Genomic DNA, 24219 nt, shown 5'->3' on the forward strand with positions numbered 1-24219 from the left:
AAATACCGTGTCAGATCAATTTTGTATTTTATTTTCAGTCTTAAAATAGCGACAGAATTTACTTTTGATTAATGTTTGGATTGAAGAATGAAAAATTTTACGATTACCTACGTAGTACACCCATATTATGATGTTCCTTGTAAGTACAGTATTAATGCAGATAATGAATTAGCTTCATTAACTGTAGCGGAAAGAGCATTAGCAATTCGTCACCCAGAAGGCGTTTCTATTATTCAATCTAACGAAAAGCGTTAATCTTTTTCGACACTTAAATTTAAATAAAAAAAGCAGCGATTAACGCTGCTTTTTTATTGTCTCAATATTTAACTCAACCATTATCGAAAAGTTAACAAGGTTTAGTGACGAAACCACAGCCAAAAACATTTGAATACATATGACGATTAAAATCTGATCGATCTTTTTTAAGTATTAAGGGGATAAGCTAATTAAGCAATTCATGGTCTTCAGGTAATAAACGTATAATCCACAGTACTAATTTATGCTTCATATTAACACCATCTTCTTTATCTGTTGCTAATGGTGTGATCTGCTTATACTTCACCAACATGCGATAAATGCATTCAACTCTATCTGTAGAAGAAACGCCTCGCTCTAAATTATCAAAGCCTTGCTGTTTAGCAAAACTAAAACCTAACTCTAATGCTTTTTTGAGTAATTTTGCTTCATTCTTATGTTTTTTCATTTATCGATCCTTAGCTTAATTCAATTCTTAATTTTTATATTCATATTTCAACATCAGTCAAAAGAGTTTATCAATCCAATTTACAGTGTAAATTATTCTAACTCATAAAATTAATGATAAAACAGGCTTATCAAATATCGACTTAAAGATTTAGCTATACCTAAAGTAATTGGAGTTGCGAGCTGGCGACAAGTGAATGAGATCCCATGAATGTATGATTGGGGCGAATTAACGCAGTCAACAATCTAGCAGCTCCAAGTAAGATGGGTATAAAATAGTTGAGAAAAATCTAATTTTATACGCTTTAATTAAATGACACGATGACGCTGAATAAAATCAATTGAATAACTGTTAAACTCATCCGGTTTATCTATATTGCAAACATGACCGCAATCAGGAATTTCTGATAAGTAACTTAGGCGGTGTTTTGCCACCATATCTTTAACTGGCTTTAAAAACATATAATCTTCAGTACCCATAATATAGAGCGTTGGAATAGCCAACTCTCGTTCTTTAAAGACCTTCATTATCGGGTTAACTTCAGTTGCTAATTTGAACCATCGTTTAAATTCTTTCTGGCACAGTTTTTTTGCTTCTTTGATAAAAAGATGACGAGACTCTTTATGCGTAGATTTCGGCATAATAATGTAAGCAAAAAGTTTATAAAGCCACATATAGGGAACCCAATCTTTACAATAGTGTCCAAGCTTAATTAATATCTCAGATCGGCTATCCAATCGCGTGATTGCGCCTCCTAATACCATGCTTTTCACTCTCTCAGGATGATTTTCAGCGATAGCTCTAATCACAATGGTCCCTAATGACATTCCAATAAAATGAGCCACCTTTATATTTAAATAATCTAATAAACGTATAATGTCATCACTAATGGCTGAAAAAGTATATTTCTTCTTAAAAATATCATGAACTAAATTTGCCGAACCACCATGGCCTCGAAGATCAACAAGCAGAATATTAAAATGCTTTTTATACTCTTTAATCTGTTTGAACCAAATTGAAGAACTCCCACCAGCACCATGCACAAACACAACCCAATTATCACAATCAGGGCGCTGATAAATTTTATGATGCAAAATATCACTGGTCATTTTTTATAATTATCCTATTCGACATATTCCGTTTTCTGTTCCGATAGTAACAATTACCCATTATAAAGCAAATAGCACACATCACTTAATTAGTAACAACGTGAACTAACACCAATTCCCTACTCACTTAAAGGACGACGAATTTTCATTCAAATTTTTAATAAACACTCAATTAAGAAGAGCGTGTTCACAACAATGAATGACATTAACACTCAATGATTGAAATTTTATAAGCCGTTCTAGCGTTGTTAGCTTGATATTTAATAGAAGTAAACTAATTTACAGTGTAAATCAAAGAACAAGGCTTAAGTACTTTTGGGTCATGGCATCGATTTATAATGTTGTAATTTACACTGTAAATTTTTATATCAACCATATTAAGAAAAAACTGAGATAAGATGTCAATTTACAGTGTAAATATTCAGTCATAAAAACGGCTGAACAGATAGACGGAGTAAATCTATTCCGGATTTTTTTCCAGAGAAATGATAACGTTCGCCTAAAGTATCCCATGAATGATTGAGTAACACTTTATCAATAAGAACGCTTAATGCTTGATTAAATATAGGACGTGTAAACAATAAAACAATTAACCAAGTTGTCACAGAGCCGACAACGGTGTCGAAGCCAAGTTTTCCTTTAGAAAATAGTTCAACCTCCCTTAATTCATCTTTAGTTAAGCTGTAGAGGGACATATCAGTATCAGGGGTAATAAAGCGTTGTTGATAAATATTAGCGACAAGATTCGCGGTCAAATTAGAATAGACATGAGGTAATTGATAAGAGAAATTACGATAAAAACCAGTATTAAGATGATGAAACAACCGTGAACTGGTTTGAGATAGAGACTGAATAACTTGCGCTGAATAACAACCACTAGTGACATCGCGTTGAAAACCTAATCTAACGATGGAAAACGAATTTTTACGCCAGAATTGCATTAACTCAGATGTAGCACCAAAACTTGTACTGATAAAATCAACTTGCTGCTGTGTCGAAATTTGAGATAAAGCCGATAGAAGCTGAGAACCAATCCCCTTTTGTTGTAATAAAGGATTCACTGCCAGTCGTAATACTCGATAACTCTTCAAAATCGCAGCCTGAGGCTCATAAGCGTGTAGAGCGAGTGATTGAGCGATAAGATGTCCTTTAACTCGTCTCTTCCCTTCAGCAATGCTCTCAGAGAGCGAGAGAGATAGATTGCCTTCTTCAACAAATAATAAACAACCGACTAAGCGTTGACCAAATTTAGCGATAATTAAGTTAACACCTTCACCATCCAAAAGCTGACGTAAATCAGAAGGTGAAGTTTGATAATGCGCGGTCACAAGTAGCCCCATAATAGAAGAGAGAAGTTGAGGTTGTTGTATTAGGCCATTAGTACTTAATTGAGTAATAATTAACTCGTCAGTTTGAAAGTCTGTTGGCTCTATGATCAATGAATTATCGACCTCAGCACGAAGCAATAAAGCATTAAACGTCCATTTTTCTAAAGGGTCATCTTTCTGCCAACGAATAGGTTCATCAAGATGAAGAAATCGAGCTTGAGGTGCGATGGTTTTTAGACTTTGTTTAAACTTGATAGCAAACCCTCGTCCGGCACCTTCATATCCATGTACAGTCGAGCTAAAGACCATTCGGCTATAATGTTGAACAAGATGGATAAGTAGAGAAACAGGTACAGCAGCAGCTTCATCAATAAGAACTAAATCGGCATTAGGCAAGGTTTGATGCAGTAAATCAGGCACAATAAACTCAACCGTCGAATGACCATTTGTCCATATATTCCGAGTCACCATCTCCCCACCCTCTTGGGCAATCAAATGATAAAAAACTTTCTCGACAGAATTCAATTGAGGCGCAGATAAAATCACAGCAAGAGGGCGGACTTGAATAAGCTCTGCAAGGGCTAACCCTAAAGAAGAGGACTTACCTCGCCCTCTATCAGCAGTCAAAATAAGAGGACGACGTCGATGCCCGGTTACCACCTTTTTTATTGCCTCAATCGCTTTAGATTGATCCTCGGTTATTGCAATTTGTTCACTAATAAGATGGGATGCAGAATGAATATTTAAAGGCGTGAAGGCAGGTAAATGTGAGTGTTGTTCAATAACAATAGTATTGTTAGAAAAGAAGTGGCTTTCAATCCATTGTAGAAAAGAACTGTGCTTTTGATGGTCACGATAATTCCAACGAGTTAACTCTGGATCGATAAACGTACTGACATCAGCTGGAAAAATTAAAAAGAGATTACCGCCCGCTTTAATCGTACCAGAGATAGCACCAAAACTGTCGGCACAAAACCCTGAATAACTATTGTAGATAACAGCTTCAAATTCTTGACCTAGTGTTTTTCTTACCTGTTTATTCGATATAGATGAAATCGAAGAGATAGAATGTTCACCAACCCAAAGTAAATTATCATAAAGAGGGGCAATCTGTTGTTCAATGAGATGAGAAGCCCAAGCTAAATCACCTTTTAAAACGATTAAACGTCGAATCCGAAATTCATTGTTCTGCTTTTTTATCTGTTGAAATAAGGTTGTCACGGTACGTTCCATTCATTGATTCTGAGCTTTATCATAACATATCCCCTTTTTACTTGAAGCGACTAGGTTGTTGACGTCGTTCATTCGCCCAATCATATAGAACATCTATACTCATGGGGTCTCTTTCACTTGTCGCCTATTAGCAACTCCAATTTCTTTGGGTATAGAGACCAAAAAGGTCGCAAACGCGACCTTTAATTAAAACAGTGAATAAGATAATTGATGAGTAATCTAATGGAGTAGATCCTTAACATACGCAAGGATTTGTGACATCTGTTGGTCATTCACTTGTTTAAGATTGAGATTCAAATTACTACCTTGTCGATGATAATTCGCTCGTCCAGAAATAAGCTGACTAGTTTTAGTCGTTGTTTGAGGCTCGCTTGGCTGCAAGGATTCGATAAAGTACTCAATGCGTTGAGTGACCTCTCGGGTCATTCGACTAATACCTTGGACATCAACATAATGCCAAAATGGTTGCTCACGCTCTTGTAATTGGTCGATAAGCTGAGCCTGCTGTTCTTGAGTCAAAGAGTAATAAAGTTTATGAAGTCTAACCATCGTTGGACGACCTAACTCAGCAACACTTGGGTAAGCTTTTAACAACGCCAAAGGTAATGCAGCAGCTTTTAACGCACCGCTCACAATAGCTTCATTACATTGAAAAACTTTAGCCAGTTGTTTTTGATCAATAACATCCCCACGATCCAACATGCTTTGCATCTCCTTACCTCGCTCAAAGAGCGATAAAGGTTTATGGGCATTAGCGACATCAGAAAGGAATTTAGCGTGTTTTGTAGTAATTCCTTTCGCAACGTAGATCAGAAAATCATTATGAGAAAGGATACAAGACATACGACGACGGCTGCCATCAAGAACCTCTATCGTACCATCATCTAACCAGCGACCAATCGCAGGATATTGTTGTCCTTTATCTTTTAAAGTAACTAAAATATCAGCCAAAGCATGTTCATTTAAAAAAGCTTGTTCACGAGCATTTTCTGCAAATACCGTCGTTTTATTGGCAATTTCATCAGCTTTAACAGTAATAAGTTCAAAACCAACACTCTGCTCACCTGCGATGGCTAATTCAATAACAGAAGCTTTGTCTTGAACGGCTTGTTGTGCTTCAGCTGGTGTCGTTGCTTTTCGCTTGTTGGTTTTGCCAAATAGGCGGGCATTTAAATCTGCCGTTTTAATTGCCATTTATACTTTCTCCGTTATCTTTGACCAATGACTGTGCATAACCCTTTCAAATTCTAGCGCAACTCGCTGAACGGCTTCTTGTGCCGTTGAAAGTGTTTTCTTTCCGCCTTCAAAATCGCCCGCTGTTAAGTCAAATACAGTGCTGTATGTATCAGCACAAGTCTCAAAAGCTCGACTACGAGGGATCGTGGCCATCATAACTTGATCACCAAGTAGATAATTCATTTCGGTTAATACTGCGACTTGCTTTTTATTATCATCTTCAAACATGGTTGGCATTAATCTAACAAAAGCTAAGCCTGGCCAATCATCAGGGAACATCTCATATACAGTCGGTAAATGTTGAAAGAAATTAACCGTTGAAGCCCAATCTAAACGTTTTGCAGCACACGGAATAATAAGTGCATTAGAAGCATACATTGCATTCCAAACCAGTGGATCGACATGGGGACCCGTATCAATCATGATGATATCAAACTCATCTGCAATCGGATCAATGACCTTTTCTTTGAGTAATCGCACGAGATCTAATGACTGATTTAAAGCGAGATTTTGCCAAGATTCGGCATTAAACATCGCATCTTCAGGAAATGCAGCAATCGTTTTAAGATTAGGGTATTGGGTTGGAAGCAGTACATTATCCATCAAAAATTGCTTAGATGTTTCAATCTCTTCAGGAACGTTGTCTAGCATCACATCGACTGCAGAGTAGATAGTATCTTGCCCTTGTACACTAATCGAAGGGTTTAAAAAAAGACGTAAAGAGCCTTGAGGATCTAAATCTATAAGACAAATACGGTAACGCTTTTCAAGATTTAAAGCTAAAGAGGCCGCAACGTGAACGGCTGACATCGACTTACCAGTTCCACCCTTCTGATTTTGAACATTAACAACCCAAGGTTTATGTTTTTTATCTTTATGACGCTGATGAAAAGCAGGAACATTTGCTGAACTCATCAGTTGATGTGCTTCATCTAGAGTAATCGAATAATGATTAGCATTATTTTTGGTAAACTTATGCCCCTCTTTTTCCATTCGACTGATAGCATCATCTAATTTACGTCGTGTTAATCCAGAGCGAGTTTCCATCATCGCTTTTGACATAGGTGGAAACAGGACATCTTTTCTCTCTTCCATGACGATTTCAATACGATCACTTTGAACTTGTTTAGTTTGTTCAGCAATAGTATGAAGATTTTCAATTGTCTTTAATCTATCCATAGCTCTTTTTCATCATTGATTAAGTTATATATAATTGTACAGCAAAAAATCACATTAACAACAAAACGCTGAACATTAATGAGATTTATATCAAAAAAATTAATGAAATAAGGTAGCATATTACATTGAAAGCCTACAAAAAATAAAATGTTACGTTGTCACTTTTTTACATTGTAAATTAGAAAAACACCGGAACAGTGTAAGATGGGTGAAAATTTACGGCTTATGTGATTTCAACTTCAATGATTAAAAAATAGTGATATTAATATCAATTTGGCATTCTAATTAATCATTAAGATAGACAACACTCAATAAAACTGAGGCTTCATTAGAAGTTAAAAGTTAAGTAACTATACCTACAATAATAAGAGTGATTAATAACCGATAAACGAATGAACCCATAGAACTAACAACCAAGCGGCTTTGAGTATAAAGGTATCATGAAACTTAATTCACTTGTTACTATCAATGAGAAAAACACAATCATGATCATCGTTCTATAACAAAAATAAAATAAACCAATAAATAAATTGCTGTTTTAAATAAAATCACAGAACAATGATCAAGAAGATAAGAAAATAATCAAACTCAACACATGGATTTATCCACCATGATCATCATTCTGGATATTAGGAACGATGATCAAGTACTATTTAAAATAGAGTATAATATTAGAAAACAAAAACAAACGAAACAATGATCAAAATTAAGTCAATTCAAATGACGATGTAAATCAACGGAAACATGTGAAATCGACGATAAAGTACGGTAAATGTTTGTTTGATTGATGATCTTTGACTAAAGTAGGAAACATAAGATCATACGAAATAATCAATAACGATAAAATTATGATGATCATGCTTCCTGTATTTAGATCTATATTAGAAATCAGAATAAATTTAACAATCATAATAAGAATTCCTTGATCACCGTTTCAGATAAAAAGTAAACCATAACAAAAAATCAACATAACATGCGTTTATTCAATTTTTCTCATTGTTTTAAGTTATAAAAGAGTATAAATAACAAATACCAGCACCAATCTGTGGATAAATCTGTGGGTAAAGAGTGAGGTATACTTGATCATTGTTCTTATTCAGTATGATCATAGTTTCTATCATTAGATGATCATGTTTCTATATAGAAGTGATCATTGTTGCGGTACGTTGTTGATCATAGCTCCACTCCAATGTTGATCATGCTTCTGCTTACCTGTTATTATAAACCCATAATTATCAGCACGTTACAGCAGTAATTTCAGCTGGATCATATAATCATATATATCAATAAGATCAACTTAAACAAAAGATCAGTTTTAAAAATAACAACAAATAGATCTTTCTTTCTTTCATTAAATATTTTATTCTATTATGGAAACATACTAATTTTACGGCTAATGATAAACGAATGTAGGGAATACAGTGAAAAGTAATCAAGAAAAATTACTTATACCATCACCTAGAAATCATAAAGATGGACATCTCTTTGAGATACAAGGCTCTATTGTTGATTGGTTATCTCAATACCAACACTTTAAAGGTGTGACAAAAAGTATCATTGAATTGATGAACTTAATTTCTCTGCAAGGTATGTCTTCAAAAGATGGCATGGTATCAACCACTGATCTTGTGAATGCTACAGATGGCAAATTAACACGTGCTGCAATCCAACAACGTTTAAGAACAGCTGTTAATATTGGATTATTCTCACAACACCCTATTCGGTTTGAACAAGGTTTAGCTGGCCGTAGTATGTTAAACCGATTTGTAAATCCAAATCATTTAGTAACAACGTTAGGCGTGACTGCACTTACCAGCGATAAACATATTGAACAAAAGAAACAAAAAAAATCTAAGGCATTAGCTCAAACCCATGTAAATAAGAGGCTGTTAACAGAACATGGGCTAGGTACACCACCAGCAATGTTAGATGAAGTTGATCAATTTGTCGTTTCACCCACCAGTTGGGCTGGAATTATAGATCAAGCATTAGCTCCACCACGTACCCGTCGTAGTTACCAAAAAGCAATGGTTGCAATCAGTGGAACTAAAGCTATTATCGAAACTCGATCATCAAAATCAATTATGACATTAGATGATATGATGACGTTATTTGCGCTATTTACTTTGACCGTCCAATACCATGATCATCATGTGGAAGATTATGAATTACGTTCACGTGTTATGGGAAATAAAACACCTGCATACATTACGGATATCTTAGCGTTACGTGGCAAAAAAGATAGTGGACCAGCACGTGATGCGATTCGTGAAAGTATTGATCGTATTGAATATACCGACTTCCAACTTCATGAGTTAACGGGTCGTTGGTTAAGTGAAAATATGCCTGAAGGTTTCAAAAGTGATCGTTTCCGCTTTTTAGCTAGAACGATCACCGCATCTGATGAAGCTCCTACTGAAGATGATCGTGGCGAGATCAAGATCAAACCTAATCTTTATATTCTAGTATGGGAGCCTTCGTTTTTTGATGAGCTTTTAACTCGAGATTACTTTTTCCTATTTCCACCAGAAATTTTACGTCAGCATCCATTAGTCTTTCAACTATATTCCTTCTTCAGAAGCCGTATGGCTCGTCGTCATAATAGTGTAATGCTATTAAGTGAACTTAACCAAAAACTAGCAAGGGGAATTGATTGGCGTCGTTTTTCTTTAGATCTTTTACGAGAGCTGCGTAAGTTAGCAAAAGATCGAGTCAGCGATGATACATTTGCGGTAAACCTATGGGGTTATCACTTGATCATTACTCCGATTAACGAAAAGAAAAATCGAGATTATCAAGTCGATATTACAGTCGATGTCGAAGAGGTCATTCGTTTTTCTCGTGCAAAAACGGCCAACGCAGGTAAACGCTCGATGGCACCGACAATGCCAAATCCATTAAGGAATGAAATATTACCTCGACATGAACTTGATCATCTTTCCGAAGTGATTAATGGTGAATTTGAACCCATCAAACGCCAAGAGACAAAAAAGAAAGGAAAATTAGGACGTCGAGTGAAACTTCGGAAACACTTAGCGATCATTAATGCCGATGAAGTAATTATTACACTTTCCAAATATACTTCTGAACAAGCACTAGAACGAAGTATTACCGCTCTTTCAGCTATAACAGGGCATACCGTTACTTCAATTAATGAAGAGTTTAGTCAGTTAATCGAGAAACTAGATTGGTTAAAGGTTAAAGAACAAATTATTTCTTATGAAACATTAAGTCAAACTGTCGAATTATTTAATAAAGAAAATCAAGATCATCATTTATCAATAGAAAAATTAATCTCAGGCTTAGCTGTACGTCGTAAAGTCACAAAATTGATTCATGAAGGACATATTAATCAACAGGTTCTTGATGCACTTAATGATATCGCAACATTGAACTAGAAATTTACACTGTAAATAAAATATTTGATTATTTTTCGAGATGAGAAAGTGAGACAAAAACCCTTTAATGAATCAATTAAAGGGTTTTTTATTGGGTAAAATTACTAATCGAGTCTGTTTTTGTACATAGGATGTTGAAGATAAAGAGATTCCTAACTATATTTCAAGTCTGGAATAGGGATATCGAATAGATTATATGAAGAGAATAAAACGAACGGTATTAAGTTTAACATTATACTTTTTTTGTCAAAACACCCTCGCGGAAGAACGATTAAAAATTGGGGTTGTGTTAAGTGGTGGTGGTGCAAAAGGTGCTGCACATATTGGGGTTCTTGAAGTTTTAGAAAAAAACCGTATTCCCGTCGATATTGTGACAGGAACAAGTATGGGGGCTTATGTTGGGGGTATGGCTGCACTTGGTCTCTCTTCCAATGAAATCAAAGACCGAACCATGGCAATTAATTGGAATCGTGGTTATCAAGATCGTGCCAAAAGAAATGAAAGATTACTGCGAAATAAGCGAGATGAAGATAATTATCAACTTCATACGGACATAGGATTAAGTCTTGATGGTGAATTTAAACCATTAACTGGGCTAGTCCAAGGACAAACTATGGCTGTATTACTAAGGGAAGCCACCCACAATCCTCCTACCTTTACCAGTTTCTCTGATCTACCTATTCCTTATCGTGCGGTTGCGACAGATATTGCAACGGTTAAGCCTGTTGTTCTTGATCACGGAAACTTACCAACTGCAATGCAAGCTTCAATGTCAGTACCAGGTGCATTAAAAGCGGTTGAATGGGAAGGAAAATTACTGATTGATGGAGGGATTGTTAATAATATGCCCGTTGATCAGGCTAAAGAGATGGGGGCTGATATTATTATTGCCGTAGATCTTCGAGACTCTCTTGCGGAAAAAGGCGATTTAAACTCGGCATTTTCAGTTGTTAATCAGTTAACCACTCATATGACTAATGCTGGGTCTAATGCACAAAAAGCCTTGTTAGATACAAAGAAAGATATTTACCTTAAACCTAATGTCTCATTTATGACAGCTCCTGAATTTAATAAAATGGAGCAGGCCTATCAACAAGGTGTGATAACTGCAGAAGCGGCATTACCCTCTTTATTAAAATATCAATTAAGTGAAGATGAATACCAAGACTATTTAAATCATAAATTAGACCGCCGTTCAGCCATCATTAATAATGATCGAATTTATATTGATAAAATTGAAATTGTCAATAAATCAAATATGAGTGATGAAGCGTTAAAACAGATGCTTGCGATAAAATCTGAAACATTTGCAACTAAAGAGTCAATTGAAGCATCAATTCAGAAATTATATGCCCGAGAGTTATTTGAAAAAATCACTTATGAGATTATTGAAGATGACGCGAATCAAACAACCATCAAAATTGATGTCAATGAGAAGAGTTGGGGACCAGGCTATCTTAACTTTAAGTTAGCATTTGAAGATGACCTTTCGACTCGGTCAGACTATGTTATTGGTGCTGAATATACTTTAACCGATCTCACAAAACGAGGTGGTGACTGGAAATTAGAAGCACAACTTGGTAGTTGGAAAAAAGTCGCAACCAGTTTCTATATTCCACTAGACTATCTACAAACTTATTTTTTTGGTACAGGTATTTCGTGGAGTCGAGAAGTTCGAAATTTTAATTTTGCTAATGATGATCTAGATGTTGATCTTCCATTCGATACTCTTGGATTAGATGATGTCTCTTATAATTCTGGGGATGTTTATACTGAGTTTGGTTGGAATTGGGATATGGCAGGAGAACTTGCATTTGGTATTCAGGGGCAAACAGGGGACATGAAACCAAATTTCGAAGAGCTAAAACAGGACTTTAATAGTTATGGTGGCTATTCACGTTTCACTTACGACACCTTAAATAATTGGTATTTCCCGGCAAGTGGAACATCCATTGATTTTGAAATTGGGTATGCTCATGTTGAATCTAAATTAGCTGGCTTAACGAGCAGTGATGCAACTCTATATTATACCGGACAATTTATTAAACCCTTTAGCCACAAAAAACATACCTTAACATTTAAACTTTCGGGTGGCGGCTCTGAATCTGATGAGATAATACCCATTTATGTCCAAGATCTTGGTGGTTTGCATAACCTATCTGGTTATCACCAATATGAATTGAGTGGTAAATACTCAATATTAACAGGACTTATTTATCGTTATCAAATATCAGAGTATGACTTTGGACTTTTCTCTTCTGCTTTGTATGTCGGTGCGTCAATAGAGCAAGGTGGAGTCTGGAATCAATCTAGCGAGATTGACTTTGAAAGTAGTTTAACGGGAGGAAGCCTATATATTGGAGCTGATACACCGTTAGGACCTTTAATTCTTGGTGCAGGTAAAGCTGAGAAGAGTGATTTTTCACTTTATTTACAGTTAGGCAGTTATTTGTAAATTATTTTAGGCTCTTCGACGTTTCAAGTGGATTTCAATATTTCAGCAGCGGGGCTCGCTATCATATAGATCATAGTGATGAACGTGGCTGTATTTCTATAGCCGCGTGCCCTTGACCTCGCTGCTTGAAATAAACTATTCAGACCCTCTATTCGTGCATTCGTATAGGTCGAAGTCCAGCGTTGAAGTATTCTCTCTGAATGCTTTTCTAACGTTGCTAGCGCTTTTCTTACTGGCTCTAAAGCATCTGAGCTTCCTATTTCGTCAAGTGTAAACTTGATGAAATTAGTCAGGCGCCAACGAGCGGCTTGAGCCGTTTTCGCTTCTCTTATCCAACGTAATTTTTCTTTTACTCGCCAAGCTTTCGCTGTCTCAAGCTCATACTGCTCTAGGTCAAGTAAAGCTTGAGCTTGCTTATCTGTCATCCGACTTTCAGCATTCTTTAACACTGCCCAACGAAGCGCCTTCGGCATGTCATTGTGCTTTCTTTCCTCTTTCCGAACCTCATCAACGGCTCGGGTAAATAACTGTACAACATGGAACCAATCAACGGTGACATTCGCTTTCGGAAATTCATCTTTGACACCACTTAAAAAGGACGGAGACATGTCACACACGACTTCAAGGACTTGCTCTGAATTTGCTCCGTGCTTTTCAATGAAGGTGGTAAACTCAGTGACGGTTTTCTTGCCTTTTCCTGGTATAGCAAAGACAACAGGGAGGGTTTTACGCGCCATATCAATGAAAACAGTGACGTAATTATGTCCACGCTTTGACGCTGTCTCATCAAATCCAAAGGCGTGGAGAGACGACAGGTCAAGTCGTGATAAAGCTTGCTCGACGTAATATTCCACCACTCGCCAAAGCCGCTTATCCGTCACTTCCATAAACTTAGCGGCAGCGTTAACGGGCATCTCTCTTACGAGTGTTAAGGCCACTTCTTCGAACAACAAAGTAAAGCCACTACCCGGCCTTGCCCAAGGCACTTCAATGCGCCTTACCCCGTGATTTTTGCAGTGAACTCTAGGTATCTTCGCAGTGATATAGCAATGGTGCTGAAAAAAGTTGAGATGACGCCATGTTTTCTCTTTGAAATCATGTGCAGGGCAAGCGACACCACATTCTGGACAGGAGTAAAGTACTCCACGTTCAGCCCCAACTTGTAGATGAAGCTCATAAGGAGAATGTTCTGTATTAAGAGATTGGTCGATAAGTTTCCACGGTGCTTGTAGCCCTAACCCGAGCATAAAAATATCAGAAGAATTCAACGTGACTGGACCTTATATTGACGCCTATTTAGAAGGTGCATATTTTAACCCAAATCCACTTGAAACGTCGAAGAGCCTTATTTTAATGATTAAATATCCAGTATCTTGATAAAAAGGGGCTAATTGTTGTTTAAAACAGCAGTTCGGCTCTTTTTTATTCATGCAAACAAATAAATGCAATTTATTTTAAAAAAGCCCTTGCCAACCTTTGAGAACTCCCTATAATGCGCATCCACCGACACGGAGAACGACGCTAACAACCATTAGCAACGTCACCGAAACTTAATGAAGAATTGAGTTAACATTGTCGGAATTGCTCTTTAAAAATTTAAAACTTATGAAATCTGTGTGGGCACTCGTCATCGAGAATCAACAAAAAGATTACTCAATGAACTGAGTGACCAATACAGTGTAAGACATAATTTATTATGGATTATACTGGCACAGTCAATTCACTATCATTCTGTTGGAATGGTAGTCGCTTTAAGATTACAGTCTAACTTTATTTATAAGGTTGGATTTAGTTTTGAAGTCAGTATTCGTTGAGCCGGTCGCCTTTTTATAAGAGCGGCCAAAAAAACTTTAATTGAAGAGTTTGATCATGGCTCAGATTGAACGCTGGCGGCAGGCCTAACACATGCAAGTCGAGCGGTAACAGAGAGTAGCTTGCTACTCTGCTGACGAGCGGCGGACGGGTGAGTAATGCTTGGGAAGTTGCCTTAATGAGGGGGATAACTATTGGAAACGATAGCTAATACCGCATAATTCTCTACGGAGCAAAGCAGGGGACCTTCGGGCCTTGCGCATTAAGATACGCCCAAGTGGGATTAGCTAGTTGGTGAGGTAATGGCTCACCAAGGCGACGATCCCTAGCTGGTCTGAGAGGATGATCAGCCACACTGGAACTGAGACACGGTCCAGACTCCTACGGGAGGCAGCAGTGGGGAATATTGCACAATGGGCGAAAGCCTGATGCAGCCATGCCGCGTGTATGAAGAAGGCCTTAGGGTTGTAAAGTACTTTCAGCAGTGAGGAAGGTGGTAAGTTTAATACGCTTGCCATTTGACGTTAGCTGCAGAAGAAGCACCGGCTAACTCCGTGCCAGCAGCCGCGGTAATACGGAGGGTGCGAGCGTTAATCGGAATTACTGGGCGTAAAGCGCATGCAGGCGGCCTATTAAGTCAGATGTGAAAGCCCGGAGCTCAACTCCGGAAGGTCATTTGAAACTGGTAGGCTAGAGTCTTGTAGAGGGGGGTAGAATTTCAGGTGTAGCGGTGAAATGCGTAGAGATCTGAAGGAATACCAGTGGCGAAGGCGGCCCCCTGGACAAAGACTGACGCTCAGATGCGAAAGCGTGGGTAGCAAACGGGATTAGATACCCCGGTAGTCCACGCCGTAAACGATGTCTACTTGAAGGTTGTGGCCTTGAGCCGTGGCTTTCGGAGCTAACGCGTTAAGTAGACCGCCTGGGGAGTACGGTCGCAAGATTAAAACTCAAATGAATTGACGGGGGCCCGCACAAGCGGTGGAGCATGTGGTTTAATTCGATGCAACGCGAAGAACCTTACCTACTCTTGACATCTACAGAAGCCAGCGGAGACGCAGGTGTGCCTTCGGGAACTGTAAGACAGGTGCTGCATGGCTGTCGTCAGCTCGTGTTGTGAAATGTTGGGTTAAGTCCCGCAACGAGCGCAACCCTTATCCTTGTTTGCCAGCACATAATGGTGGGAACTCCAGGGAGACTGCCGGTGATAAACCGGAGGAAGGTGGGGACGACGTCAAGTCATCATGGCCCTTACGAGTAGGGCTACACACGTGCTACAATGGCGCATACAGAGGGCTGCAAGCTAGCGATAGTGAGCGAATCCCAAAAAGTGCGTCGTAGTCCGGATTGGAGTCTGCAACTCGACTCCATGAAGTCGGAATCGCTAGTAATCGTGGATCAGAATGCCACGGTGAATACGTTCCCGGGCCTTGTACACACCGCCCGTCACACCATGGGAGTGGGCTGCACCAGAAGTAGATAGCTTAACCTTTCGGGGAGGGCGTTTACCACGGTGTGGTTCATGACTGGGGTGAAGTCGTAACAAGGTAGCCCTAGGGGAACCTGGGGCTGGATCACCTCCTTAACGATTTGATATTTCGTGATGAGTACCCACACAGATAACATAAGTTTTAGCTCTTTAACAATTTGGAAAGCTGACTAGTAAACTCATTAGTGATTTTTTAATCATTAATAAGTTGAAAAGTAATAATTGTTTATTCGAAAGAATAAACGAGTTCTCAACACAATACACATTCAAGTGTCTTGTATTCAAATTAACATCATTGATGTTAATTCTATATTGAGTCCGGCAAACGATAATCAACATTACCCTGTTGATTATCAACAATCAAAAACCTTGGTTGTTTGAACATACATAAAGACCCTTTCGGGTTGTATGGTTAAGTGACTAAGCGTATACGGTGGATGCCTTGGCAGTCAGAGGCGATGAAGGACGTGCTAACCTGCGAAAAGGGTTGGTGAGCTGGTAAGAAGCGTTATTAACCAACCATGTCCGAATGGGGAAACCCACTTAGCATAAGCTAGGTATCCTATAGTGAATTCATAGCTATAGGAGGCAAACTCGGGGAACTGAAACATCTAAGTACCCGAAGGAAAAGAAATCAATTGAGATTCCGACAGTAGCGGCGAGCGAACTCGGATTAGCCCTTAAGCATAGTTAGAGTTAGGTGAACACGCTGGAAAGCGTGGCGATAGAGGGTGATAGCCCCGTAGCCGAAGAGTCTAATTAAGTGAAATCGAGTAGGACGGGACACGTGGTATCCTGTCTGAATATGGGGGGACCATCCTCCAAGGCTAAATACTCCTGACTGACCGATAGTGAACCAGTACCGTGAGGGAAAGGCGAAAAGAACCCCTGTGAGGGGAGTGAAATAGAACCTGAAACCGTATACGTACAAGCAGTGGGAGCCCTATCACCAAAATGACTTCGTCAACCTTAACCGTTTATAGAATGGTTAAAGGTAATATTGATGACGATATCATCAATAATTTGTTTGAAAGGTCAGATATCGTCATCGATATTTAACCGCCCAATCAAGCAGAGGACATTTTGGGATAGGGTGACTGCGTACCTTTTGTATAATGGGTCAGCGACTTATATTCAGTGGCAAGGTTAACCGTTTAGGGGAGCCGTAGGGAAACCGAGTCTTAACTGGGCGACACAGTCTCTGGATATAGACCCGAAACCGAGTGATCTAGCCATGGGCAGGTTGAAGGTTGAGTAACATCAACTGGAGGACCGAACCGACTAATGTTGAAAAATTAGCGGATGACTTGTGGCTAGGGGTGAAAGGCCAATCAAACTCGGAGATAGCTGGTTCTCCCCGAAAGCTATTTAGGTAGCGCCTCGGACGAATACTACTGGGGGTAGAGCACTGTTAAGGCTAGGGGGTCATCCCGACTTACCAACCCTTTGCAAACTCCGAATACCAGTAAGTAATATCCGGGAGACACACGGCGGGTGCTAACGTCCGTCGTGGAGAGGGAAACAACCCAGACCGTCAGCTAAGGTCCCAAAGTTGTGATTAAGTGGGAAACGATGTGGGAAGGCTCAGACAGCCAGGATGTTGGCTTAGAAGCAGCCATCATTTAAAGAAAGCGTAATAGCTCACTGGTCGAGTCGGCCTGCGCGGAAGATGTAACGGGGCTAAATCACACACCGAAGCTACGGCAATATAGCTTGCTATATTGGGTAGGGGAGCGTTCTGTAAGCGGTTGAAGGTGTATCGAGAGGTATGCTGGACGTATCAGAAGTGCGAATGCTGACATGAGTAACGATAAAGGGGGTGAAAAGCCCCCTCGCCGGAAGACCAAGGGTTCCTGTCCAACGTTAATCGGGGCAGGGTGAGTCGACCCCTAAGATGAGGCTGAGAAGCGTAATCGATGGGAAACGGGTTAATATTCCCGTACTTTTTACGACTGCGATGGGGGGACGGAGAAGGCTAGGTGGGCCTGGTGATGGTTATCCAGGTTCAAGTGCGTAGGCGGAAGGTTTAGGTAAATCCGGACCTTTTTTAACGCTGAGACACGATGTCGAGCTACTAAGGTAGTGAAGTCATTGATGCCATGCTTCCAGGAAAAGCCTCTAAGCTTCAGGTCGTAAGAAATCGTACCCCAAACCGACACAGGTGGTCGGGTAGAGAATACCAAGGCGCTTGAGAGAACTCGGGTGAAGGAACTAGGCAAAATGGTACCGTAACTTCGGGAGAAGGTACGCTGCCGGCGGTGATGGGACTTGCTCCTTAAGCTGCTGGCAGTCGCAGATACCAGGTGGCTGCAACTGTTTATTAAAAACACAGCACTGTGCAAAATCGAAAGATGACGTATACGGTGTGACGCCTGCCCGGTGCCGGAAGGTTAATTGATGGGGTTATCTTCGGAGAAGCTCTTGATCGAAGCCCCGGTAAACGGCGGCCGTAACTATAACGGTCCTAAGGTAGCGAAATTCCTTGTCGGGTAAGTTCCGACCTGCACGAATGGCGTAATGATGGCCACGCTGTCTCCACCCGAGACTCAGTGAAATTGAAATCGCAGTGAAGATGCTGTGTACCCGCGGCTAGACGGAAAGACCCCGTGAACCTTTACTACAGCTTGGCACTGAACATTGACCCTACATGTGTAGGATAGGTGGGAGACTTTGAAACCGCGTCGCCAGATGCGGTGGAGTCAACCTTGAAATACCACCCTTGTATGCTTGATGTTCTAACGTTGGTCCCTAATCGGGATTGCGGACAGTGCCTGGTGGGTAGTTTGACTGGGGCGGTCTCCTCCCAAAGAGTAACGGAGGAGCACGAAGGTGGGCTAATCACGGTCGGACATCGTGAGGTTAGTGCAATGGCATAAGCCCGCTTGACTGCGAGAATGACAATTCGAGCAGGTGCGAAAGCAGGTCATAGTGATCCGGTGGTTCTGAATGGAAGGGCCATCGCTCAACGGATAAAAGGTACTCCGGGGATAACAGGCTGATACCGCCCAAGAGTTCATATCGACGGCGGTGTTTGGCACCTCGATGTCGGCTCATCACATCCTGGGGCTGAAGTCGGTCCCAAGGGTATGGCTGTTCGCCATTTAAAGTGGTACGCGAGCTGGGTTTAGAACGTCGTGAGACAGTTCGGTCCCTATCTGCCGTGGGCGTTGGAAGATTGAAGGGGGCTGCTCCTAGTACGAGAGGACCGGAGTGGACGAACCACTGGTGTTCGGGTTGTCATGCCAATGGCATTGCCCGGTAGCTAAGTTCGGAATCGATAACCGCTGAAAGCATCTAAGCGGGAAGCGAGCCCTGAGATGAGTCTTCCCTGGCACTATAAGTGTCCTAAAGGGTTGTTCGAGACTAGAACGTTGATAGGCAGGGTGTGTAAGCGTAGCGATACGTTGAGCTAACCTGTACTAATTGCCCGTGAGGCTTAACCATACAACACCCAAAGGGTTTTGATGGACTCAAAAGAATACGACTCGACGAGTCAAAAGATACTTGAATGAAGTATTGAGAATATTATTACTTAAACAAAAAAGTTAATTATCAGACTTTCCAAATTTCGTTAAACGCGAATATTCGCGGTTAACAACAAAATTTGCTTGGCGACCATAGCATTGTGGACCCACCTGACTCCATTCCGAACTCAGAAGTGAAACACAATCGCGCCGATGGTAGTGTGGGGTCTCCCCATGTGAGAGTAGGTCATCGCCAGGCTTCAAATTCTGTCTTCAGATTTTAAAATCTGAAAGCAAACTAGCTATTTATATTTAATTATTAAATATAATAGGGGTGTAGCTCCAATTGGCAGAGCAGCGGATTCCAAATCCGCGTGTTGGGAGTTCGAATCTCTCCACCCCTGCCACTTTAAAGAAAGCCTTCATCTTCGGATTAGGGCTTTTTTGCATTTATGATTAATGAAATAGGGATATTTATAGATAAAGTTGATGGCTATTTGGCCGAGCAGCGGATCCCACCATACCGAAGATCAGGCGTGTTGGCGTTCGAATCTCTCCACCCCTGCCACTTTAAAGAAAGCCTTAATCTTCGGATTAGGGCTTTTTTGCATTTATGATTAATGAAATAGGGATATTTATAGATAAAGTTGATGGCTATTTGGCCGAGCAGCGGATCCCACCATACCGAAGATCAGGCGTGTTGGCGTTCGAATCTCTCCACCCCTGCCACTTTAAAGAAAGCCTTAATCTTCGGATTAGGGCTTTTTTGCATTTATGATTAATGAAATAGGGATATTTATAGATAAAGTTGATGGCTATTTGGCCGAGCAGCGGATCCCACCATACCGAAGATCAGGCGTGTTGGCGTTCGAATCTCTCCACCCCTGCCACTTTAAAGAAAGCCTTAATCTTCGGATTAGGGCTTTTTTGCATTTATGATTAATGAAATAGGGATATTTATAGATAAAGTTGATGGCTATTTGGCCGAGCAGCGGCTCCCACCATACCGAAGATCAGGCGTGTTGGCGCTCGAATTTCCCCACCTCTGCCACTTTAAAGAAAGGCTAAATTTTGTGATTAATCTATTTTACTTGATTTTTTAATTCTAATTATTTTCGGATGATTAATATTTTAATAAAGTTTATGTTATATGTATTGATGTTAATGTGTAAAAGATAAAGGAATCTAATTGGTTGATATTTAAGGGTGATGATTGTTAGTTATCTTGTTTTGACGACTGGTTTGAATAAGGACATGGCCGTATAGAATCATGCCAATGTTATGTCTTTGATAGTACGGAGTTTAAGGGGGATTTCGCTAGGTGGAATAGCTTGAAAAGTATTATTAAGGTTGTATATTGCTGTTTTATTGAAAATAAAATTGTTGAATTAGAATATCGTGATTTTTTCTAAAAAACTCAATGTAAAGTAAGCTACATCAGTAATATGCGAGTATTTGGAAGGATAATTAACGGATTAAATTCTTGGTGTCAGTATGAGTTAAGATGGGATGCATGATGAACTATTCAATGCTTATCCCCTTCTTACTTGAAGTTGCTAGGTTGTTGGCTACGCTCGTTCGCCCCAATCATATAGCGCAGCTATACTCATGGGACCTCACTTGCTTTCCGTCTACTAGCTGTTCCAATTACTTTGGGTATATATAAAATTTAATATAAGTAAGAGTACACGATTAAATTTTGATAACTAATAAGTCACAATCTAATTTATCACTTAACTTACTTTCAGTTTTATCAAATATTGCACCCCAATGATGATGATGACCCATAATAACGAGGTCTGAATTTAATTCTTCGGCTTTATTTTCAATATGCTTCGGTACATCACCATCACCAATATGAAAACTTTTAACGGGGTAAGGAAGATCTTTACTTAACTCCACCAGTTTTAGGATGCGGGTTTTATTCGCGTCATGGTGTGCTTCATCTAACTCTAACTCAATATCAATAAAGCTAAGATTACCAACACCCGGTTCGATATGAATAAGGTGCAAATCAGACTGATTGGCTTGTGCGATGAGACTTGCTTTTACTAACAACTTACGGGAGTTAGGGTAAGTTGGATTGATAGCAACAAGAATAGAGTGGTATAACGACATGAAGCACCTCTGGTTGGAAAAACAGATGTTTATTTATAAGGTTCTGTTATTTATTATCAAGAAAATTACGTATCTTATTAATAGTAATTTCATATTGAGTATAGATAGAGGATACATATTATCAAACAAGTTTCTACTATTTATTATATTTATTGTTATTAAAAAAACTTATAAGTCTATTTAATTAGCATTTTACTAACCTATCTTATTGTTAATAAATAATTAAAGATGATGTATCCAAAAATGAAAAGTTACATTTCAACCTAAGTGGTTTCGGAGATGATTTTTTCGGAATAGAATGCGTCCTATCGAATAAGGCTGGTAACGATTAATAATGAGTTGTCTTATTTATTCGAAGAACATTAAATCAAAATCTCCTTTATATCCTTTTTTATTTTGATTTTATAATTGTTTCAATTTTGAGGTGAGCAATGAACTACTCTACTGAAGTACAAAATATGTGTCCAATTTCAAGAGGCCCACAACATGCCTCTTCTCCAATTCCAGTAGAAGGAAGCTGGGTTTCTCCAAAGGATGTTATTGCGATTTCAGGTGTTAGCCACGGTGTTGGTACTTGTGCTCCACAACAGGGCGCAGCTAAGCTTACCTTAAATGTTAAAAGCGGTATTATTGAAGAAGCACTAATCGAAACTATCGGTTGTTCTGGTATGACTCACTCAGCTGCAATGGCTGCTGAAATTCTAACAGGAAAAACTATCATTGAAGCATTAAACACTGACTTATTGTGTGATGCTATCATGGTAGCGATGCGTGAAATCTTCCTACAATACGTTTACGGTCGTACACAAACAGCATTTTCTGAAGGTGGTTTACCTGTAGGTGCTGGCCTTGAAGATTTAGGCAAAACATTACGTAGCCAAGTTGGTACTCACTACGGAACAAATGCTAAAGGCGTTCGTTACTTAGAGATGGCTGAAGGTTATGTTCTAGAACTTGCTCTTGACTCACAAGACGAAGTTATTGGTTATAAATTTGTCAATATTGGCAAAATGATGGATTTCATCAACGCAGGTAAAGATGCGGTAGAAGCGATGAATGAAGCGACAGGTACTTACGGCCGTTATGCTGAAGCTGTTCGCGTTATCAACCCACGTCACCAATAATCATACTGTATATTAAATATTAGTCTTAGGAGAATGAATCATGGCACTATTTGAAAGTTTTGATCGTCGTATAGCACAAATTACTCCAGTTCTTGAGCAGTATGGTTTTGCTACTTTAGAAGAAGCACACGCTTACTGTCTTGAAAACAACGTAGATCCAATTGAGATCGTTAGAGAAACTCAACCAATTGCATTCGAAAATGCAACTTGGGCTTATACTCTAGGTGCTGCTATCGCACTTAAAGAAGGTGCGACTAAAGCATCTAAAGCGGCTGAGTTCATCGGTCACGGTTTACAAGCATTCTGTATTCCAGGCTCTGTTGCTGATCAGCGTCAAGTTGGTATTGGTCACGGTATGCTAGGTGCGCGTTTACTTGATGAGCATACAGAATGTTTTGCATTCTTAGCAGGTCACGAGTCTTTCGCAGCTGCAGAAGGTGCAATCAAAATCGCACTTAACGCAAACAAAGTTCGTCAAGAACCACTTCGCGTTATCCTTAATGGTCTTGGCAAAGACGGCGCTTATTTAATCGCTCGTATCAATGGCTTTAACTACGTACAAACTCAGTTCAACTACACAACGGGTGAACTAGATGTTGTTTCAGAGCGTCGTTTCTCTGAAGGTCTACGTGGTGAGATCAACTGTTACGGTGCTGATGACGTACGTGAAGGTGTTGCAATTATGCACCACGAAGGCGTAAACGTATCAATCACAGGTAACTCTACTAACCCAACACGCTTCCAGCACCCAGTTGCAGGTACGTATAAGAAAGAGCGTCTTGAGCAAGGTAAAGCTTACTTCTCAGTTGCTTCAGGTGGCGGTACTGGTCGTACTCTTCACCCAGATAACGTGGGCGCAGGTCCAGCTTCTTACGGTCTTACTGATACTATGGGTCGTATGCACAGTGATGCTCAATTTGCCGGTTCTTCTTCAGTTCCAGCACACGTTGAGATGATGGGTCTTATCGGTATGGGTAACAACCCAATGGTAGGCGCAACAGTGGCTATCGCTGTAGCAATCGAGCAAGCTTCTAAATAAGTTTCGTTCTATTCGCTAAACGATATAAAGAAAAACCGCAATGTTCAGCATTGCGGTTTTTTTGTATTTATACAAAATAGAAAAAACGCTAATGATCTATACCCAAAGTCATTGGCGTTGCTAGTAGGCGGCAAGTGAATGAGGCCCCATGAGTCTAGGAGTACTCTATGATTGGAGCGAATGAATATAGCCAACAACCTAGCAACTTCAAGTAAGAAGGGGATAGGATTTTTTGTGAATGATTAGGTTTGTTATACTTTAAGGATTATAGAGTTGGGTGTTTCTCTCTTTCATTCGCCAAAATGCATTATCTCCTTTTTTATCTTTAGGGAAAAGAAACCGGCTCATACGCATTGTAAATGATAATTATATTCATTTACTGTTCACATTGGTCATGGATTCAAATAAGATAGTCGTCTTGAAATCCAAAATACTAAAAAATTCATGATCCTCCTGACCCATAAAGATTATTTTAAGATTGCTTTTCCTTTTATTGTTTCAACGGTAACTCAGCCATTATTGGGTGCGGTGG

The 24219-nt window shown here is 39.6% G+C and carries 12 protein-coding genes, 1 tRNA gene, 3 rRNA genes and 1 pseudogene; 10 read left to right on the forward strand and 7 right to left on the reverse strand.

The annotated features are described in order from the left end of the window. The first annotated feature begins 87 nt into the window (after nucleotides 1-87). Nucleotides 88-255 carry an addiction module component gene (locus L0B53_RS02615; protein WP_235058924.1) on the forward strand — a complete coding sequence of 56 codons (168 nt, stop codon included), beginning with the start codon at nucleotides 88-90 and terminating at the stop codon, nucleotides 253-255. A gap of 187 nt (nucleotides 256-442) precedes the next feature. Here L0B53_RS02615 and L0B53_RS02620 read toward each other — a convergent pair whose 3' ends face one another. From L0B53_RS02620 to L0B53_RS02640, 5 genes are all read right to left on the reverse strand, one after another. Next, nucleotides 443-703, reverse strand: a complete 261-nt coding sequence (locus L0B53_RS02620; RefSeq protein WP_235058925.1) for a DUF5062 family protein — start codon at nucleotides 701-703, stop codon at nucleotides 443-445. A gap of 308 nt (nucleotides 704-1011) precedes the next feature. Then, nucleotides 1012-1812 (reverse strand): alpha/beta fold hydrolase, encoded by an 801-nt coding sequence (locus tag L0B53_RS02625; RefSeq protein ID WP_235058926.1) that lies wholly within the window; start codon nucleotides 1810-1812, stop codon nucleotides 1012-1014. Nucleotides 1813-2237: 425 nt separating this feature from the next. Continuing rightward, a complete protein-coding gene (locus L0B53_RS02630; RefSeq protein ID WP_235058927.1) occupies nucleotides 2238-4361 on the reverse strand; it encodes a tRNA(Met) cytidine acetyltransferase TmcA in 2124 nt (707 codons plus the stop codon). A gap of 231 nt (nucleotides 4362-4592) precedes the next feature. Further along, a complete protein-coding gene (locus L0B53_RS02635; RefSeq protein WP_235058928.1) occupies nucleotides 4593-5567 on the reverse strand; it encodes a ParB/RepB/Spo0J family partition protein in 975 nt (324 codons plus the stop codon). Continuing rightward, complete coding sequence (locus L0B53_RS02640) at nucleotides 5568-6788, reverse strand: ParA family protein (protein ID WP_235058929.1); 1221 nt, start codon at nucleotides 6786-6788, stop codon at nucleotides 5568-5570. A gap of 1421 nt (nucleotides 6789-8209) precedes the next feature. On the opposite strand from L0B53_RS02640, the gene L0B53_RS02645 reads away from it, so the two are divergent. Beyond that, nucleotides 8210-10186 (forward strand): replication initiator protein RctB domain-containing protein, encoded by a 1977-nt coding sequence (locus L0B53_RS02645; protein WP_235058930.1) that lies wholly within the window; start codon nucleotides 8210-8212, stop codon nucleotides 10184-10186. Between the two features lie 196 nt (nucleotides 10187-10382). Further along, nucleotides 10383-12641: a patatin-like phospholipase family protein gene (locus tag L0B53_RS02650; protein ID WP_235058931.1), complete on the forward strand. Its 2259-nt coding sequence runs from the start codon at nucleotides 10383-10385 to the stop codon at nucleotides 12639-12641. Nucleotides 12642-12664: 23 nt separating this feature from the next. Here the strand turns inward: L0B53_RS02650 and L0B53_RS02655 are convergent, their stop codons facing one another. After that, nucleotides 12665-13909: an ISL3 family transposase gene (locus L0B53_RS02655; RefSeq protein ID WP_235058932.1), complete on the reverse strand. Its 1245-nt coding sequence runs from the start codon at nucleotides 13907-13909 to the stop codon at nucleotides 12665-12667. Between the two features lie 583 nt (nucleotides 13910-14492). On the opposite strand from L0B53_RS02655, the gene L0B53_RS02660 reads away from it, so the two are divergent. The 5 genes and pseudogenes from L0B53_RS02660 to L0B53_RS19525 all read left to right on the forward strand — a co-directional run. Then, a 16S ribosomal RNA gene (locus L0B53_RS02660) occupies nucleotides 14493-16038 on the forward strand. Between the two features lie 314 nt (nucleotides 16039-16352). Beyond that, nucleotides 16353-19386 (forward strand): 23S ribosomal RNA (locus tag L0B53_RS02665). A 163-nt stretch (nucleotides 19387-19549) separates the two neighbouring features. Next, nucleotides 19550-19665: ribosomal RNA gene (rrf, locus tag L0B53_RS02670) — 5S ribosomal RNA — on the forward strand. The 16S, 23S and 5S rRNA genes sit together here with 1 tRNA gene alongside, the layout of an rRNA operon. 71 nt (nucleotides 19666-19736) lie before the next feature. Then, nucleotides 19737-19813: transfer RNA gene (locus L0B53_RS02675), tRNA-Trp, on the forward strand. An 843-nt stretch (nucleotides 19814-20656) separates the two neighbouring features. After that, nucleotides 20657-20806, forward strand: a pseudogene (locus L0B53_RS19525) (ISAs1 family transposase); the annotation flags it as partial. A gap of 292 nt (nucleotides 20807-21098) precedes the next feature. On the opposite strand, the gene L0B53_RS02680 reads toward L0B53_RS19525, so the two are convergent. Continuing rightward, nucleotides 21099-21524, reverse strand: coding sequence for a universal stress protein (locus L0B53_RS02680; protein WP_235058933.1), 426 nt, complete (start codon nucleotides 21522-21524; stop codon nucleotides 21099-21101). A 431-nt stretch (nucleotides 21525-21955) separates the two neighbouring features. On the opposite strand from L0B53_RS02680, the gene L0B53_RS02685 reads away from it, so the two are divergent. Both L0B53_RS02685 and L0B53_RS02690 read left to right on the forward strand, forming a co-directional pair. After that, the gene (locus L0B53_RS02685; RefSeq protein ID WP_235058934.1) at nucleotides 21956-22648 is read left to right on the forward strand and encodes an iron-sulfur cluster assembly scaffold protein; all 693 of its coding nucleotides are present in this window, start codon (nucleotides 21956-21958) and stop codon (nucleotides 22646-22648) included. Nucleotides 22649-22688: 40 nt separating this feature from the next. After that, nucleotides 22689-23687 carry a GGGtGRT protein gene (locus L0B53_RS02690; RefSeq protein ID WP_235058935.1) on the forward strand — a complete coding sequence of 333 codons (999 nt, stop codon included), beginning with the start codon at nucleotides 22689-22691 and terminating at the stop codon, nucleotides 23685-23687. The last annotated feature ends 532 nt before the right edge of the window (nucleotides 23688-24219 follow it).

This window comes from Vibrio sp. SS-MA-C1-2 (assembly GCF_021513135.1).
Lineage (GTDB): Bacteria > Pseudomonadota > Gammaproteobacteria > Enterobacterales > Vibrionaceae.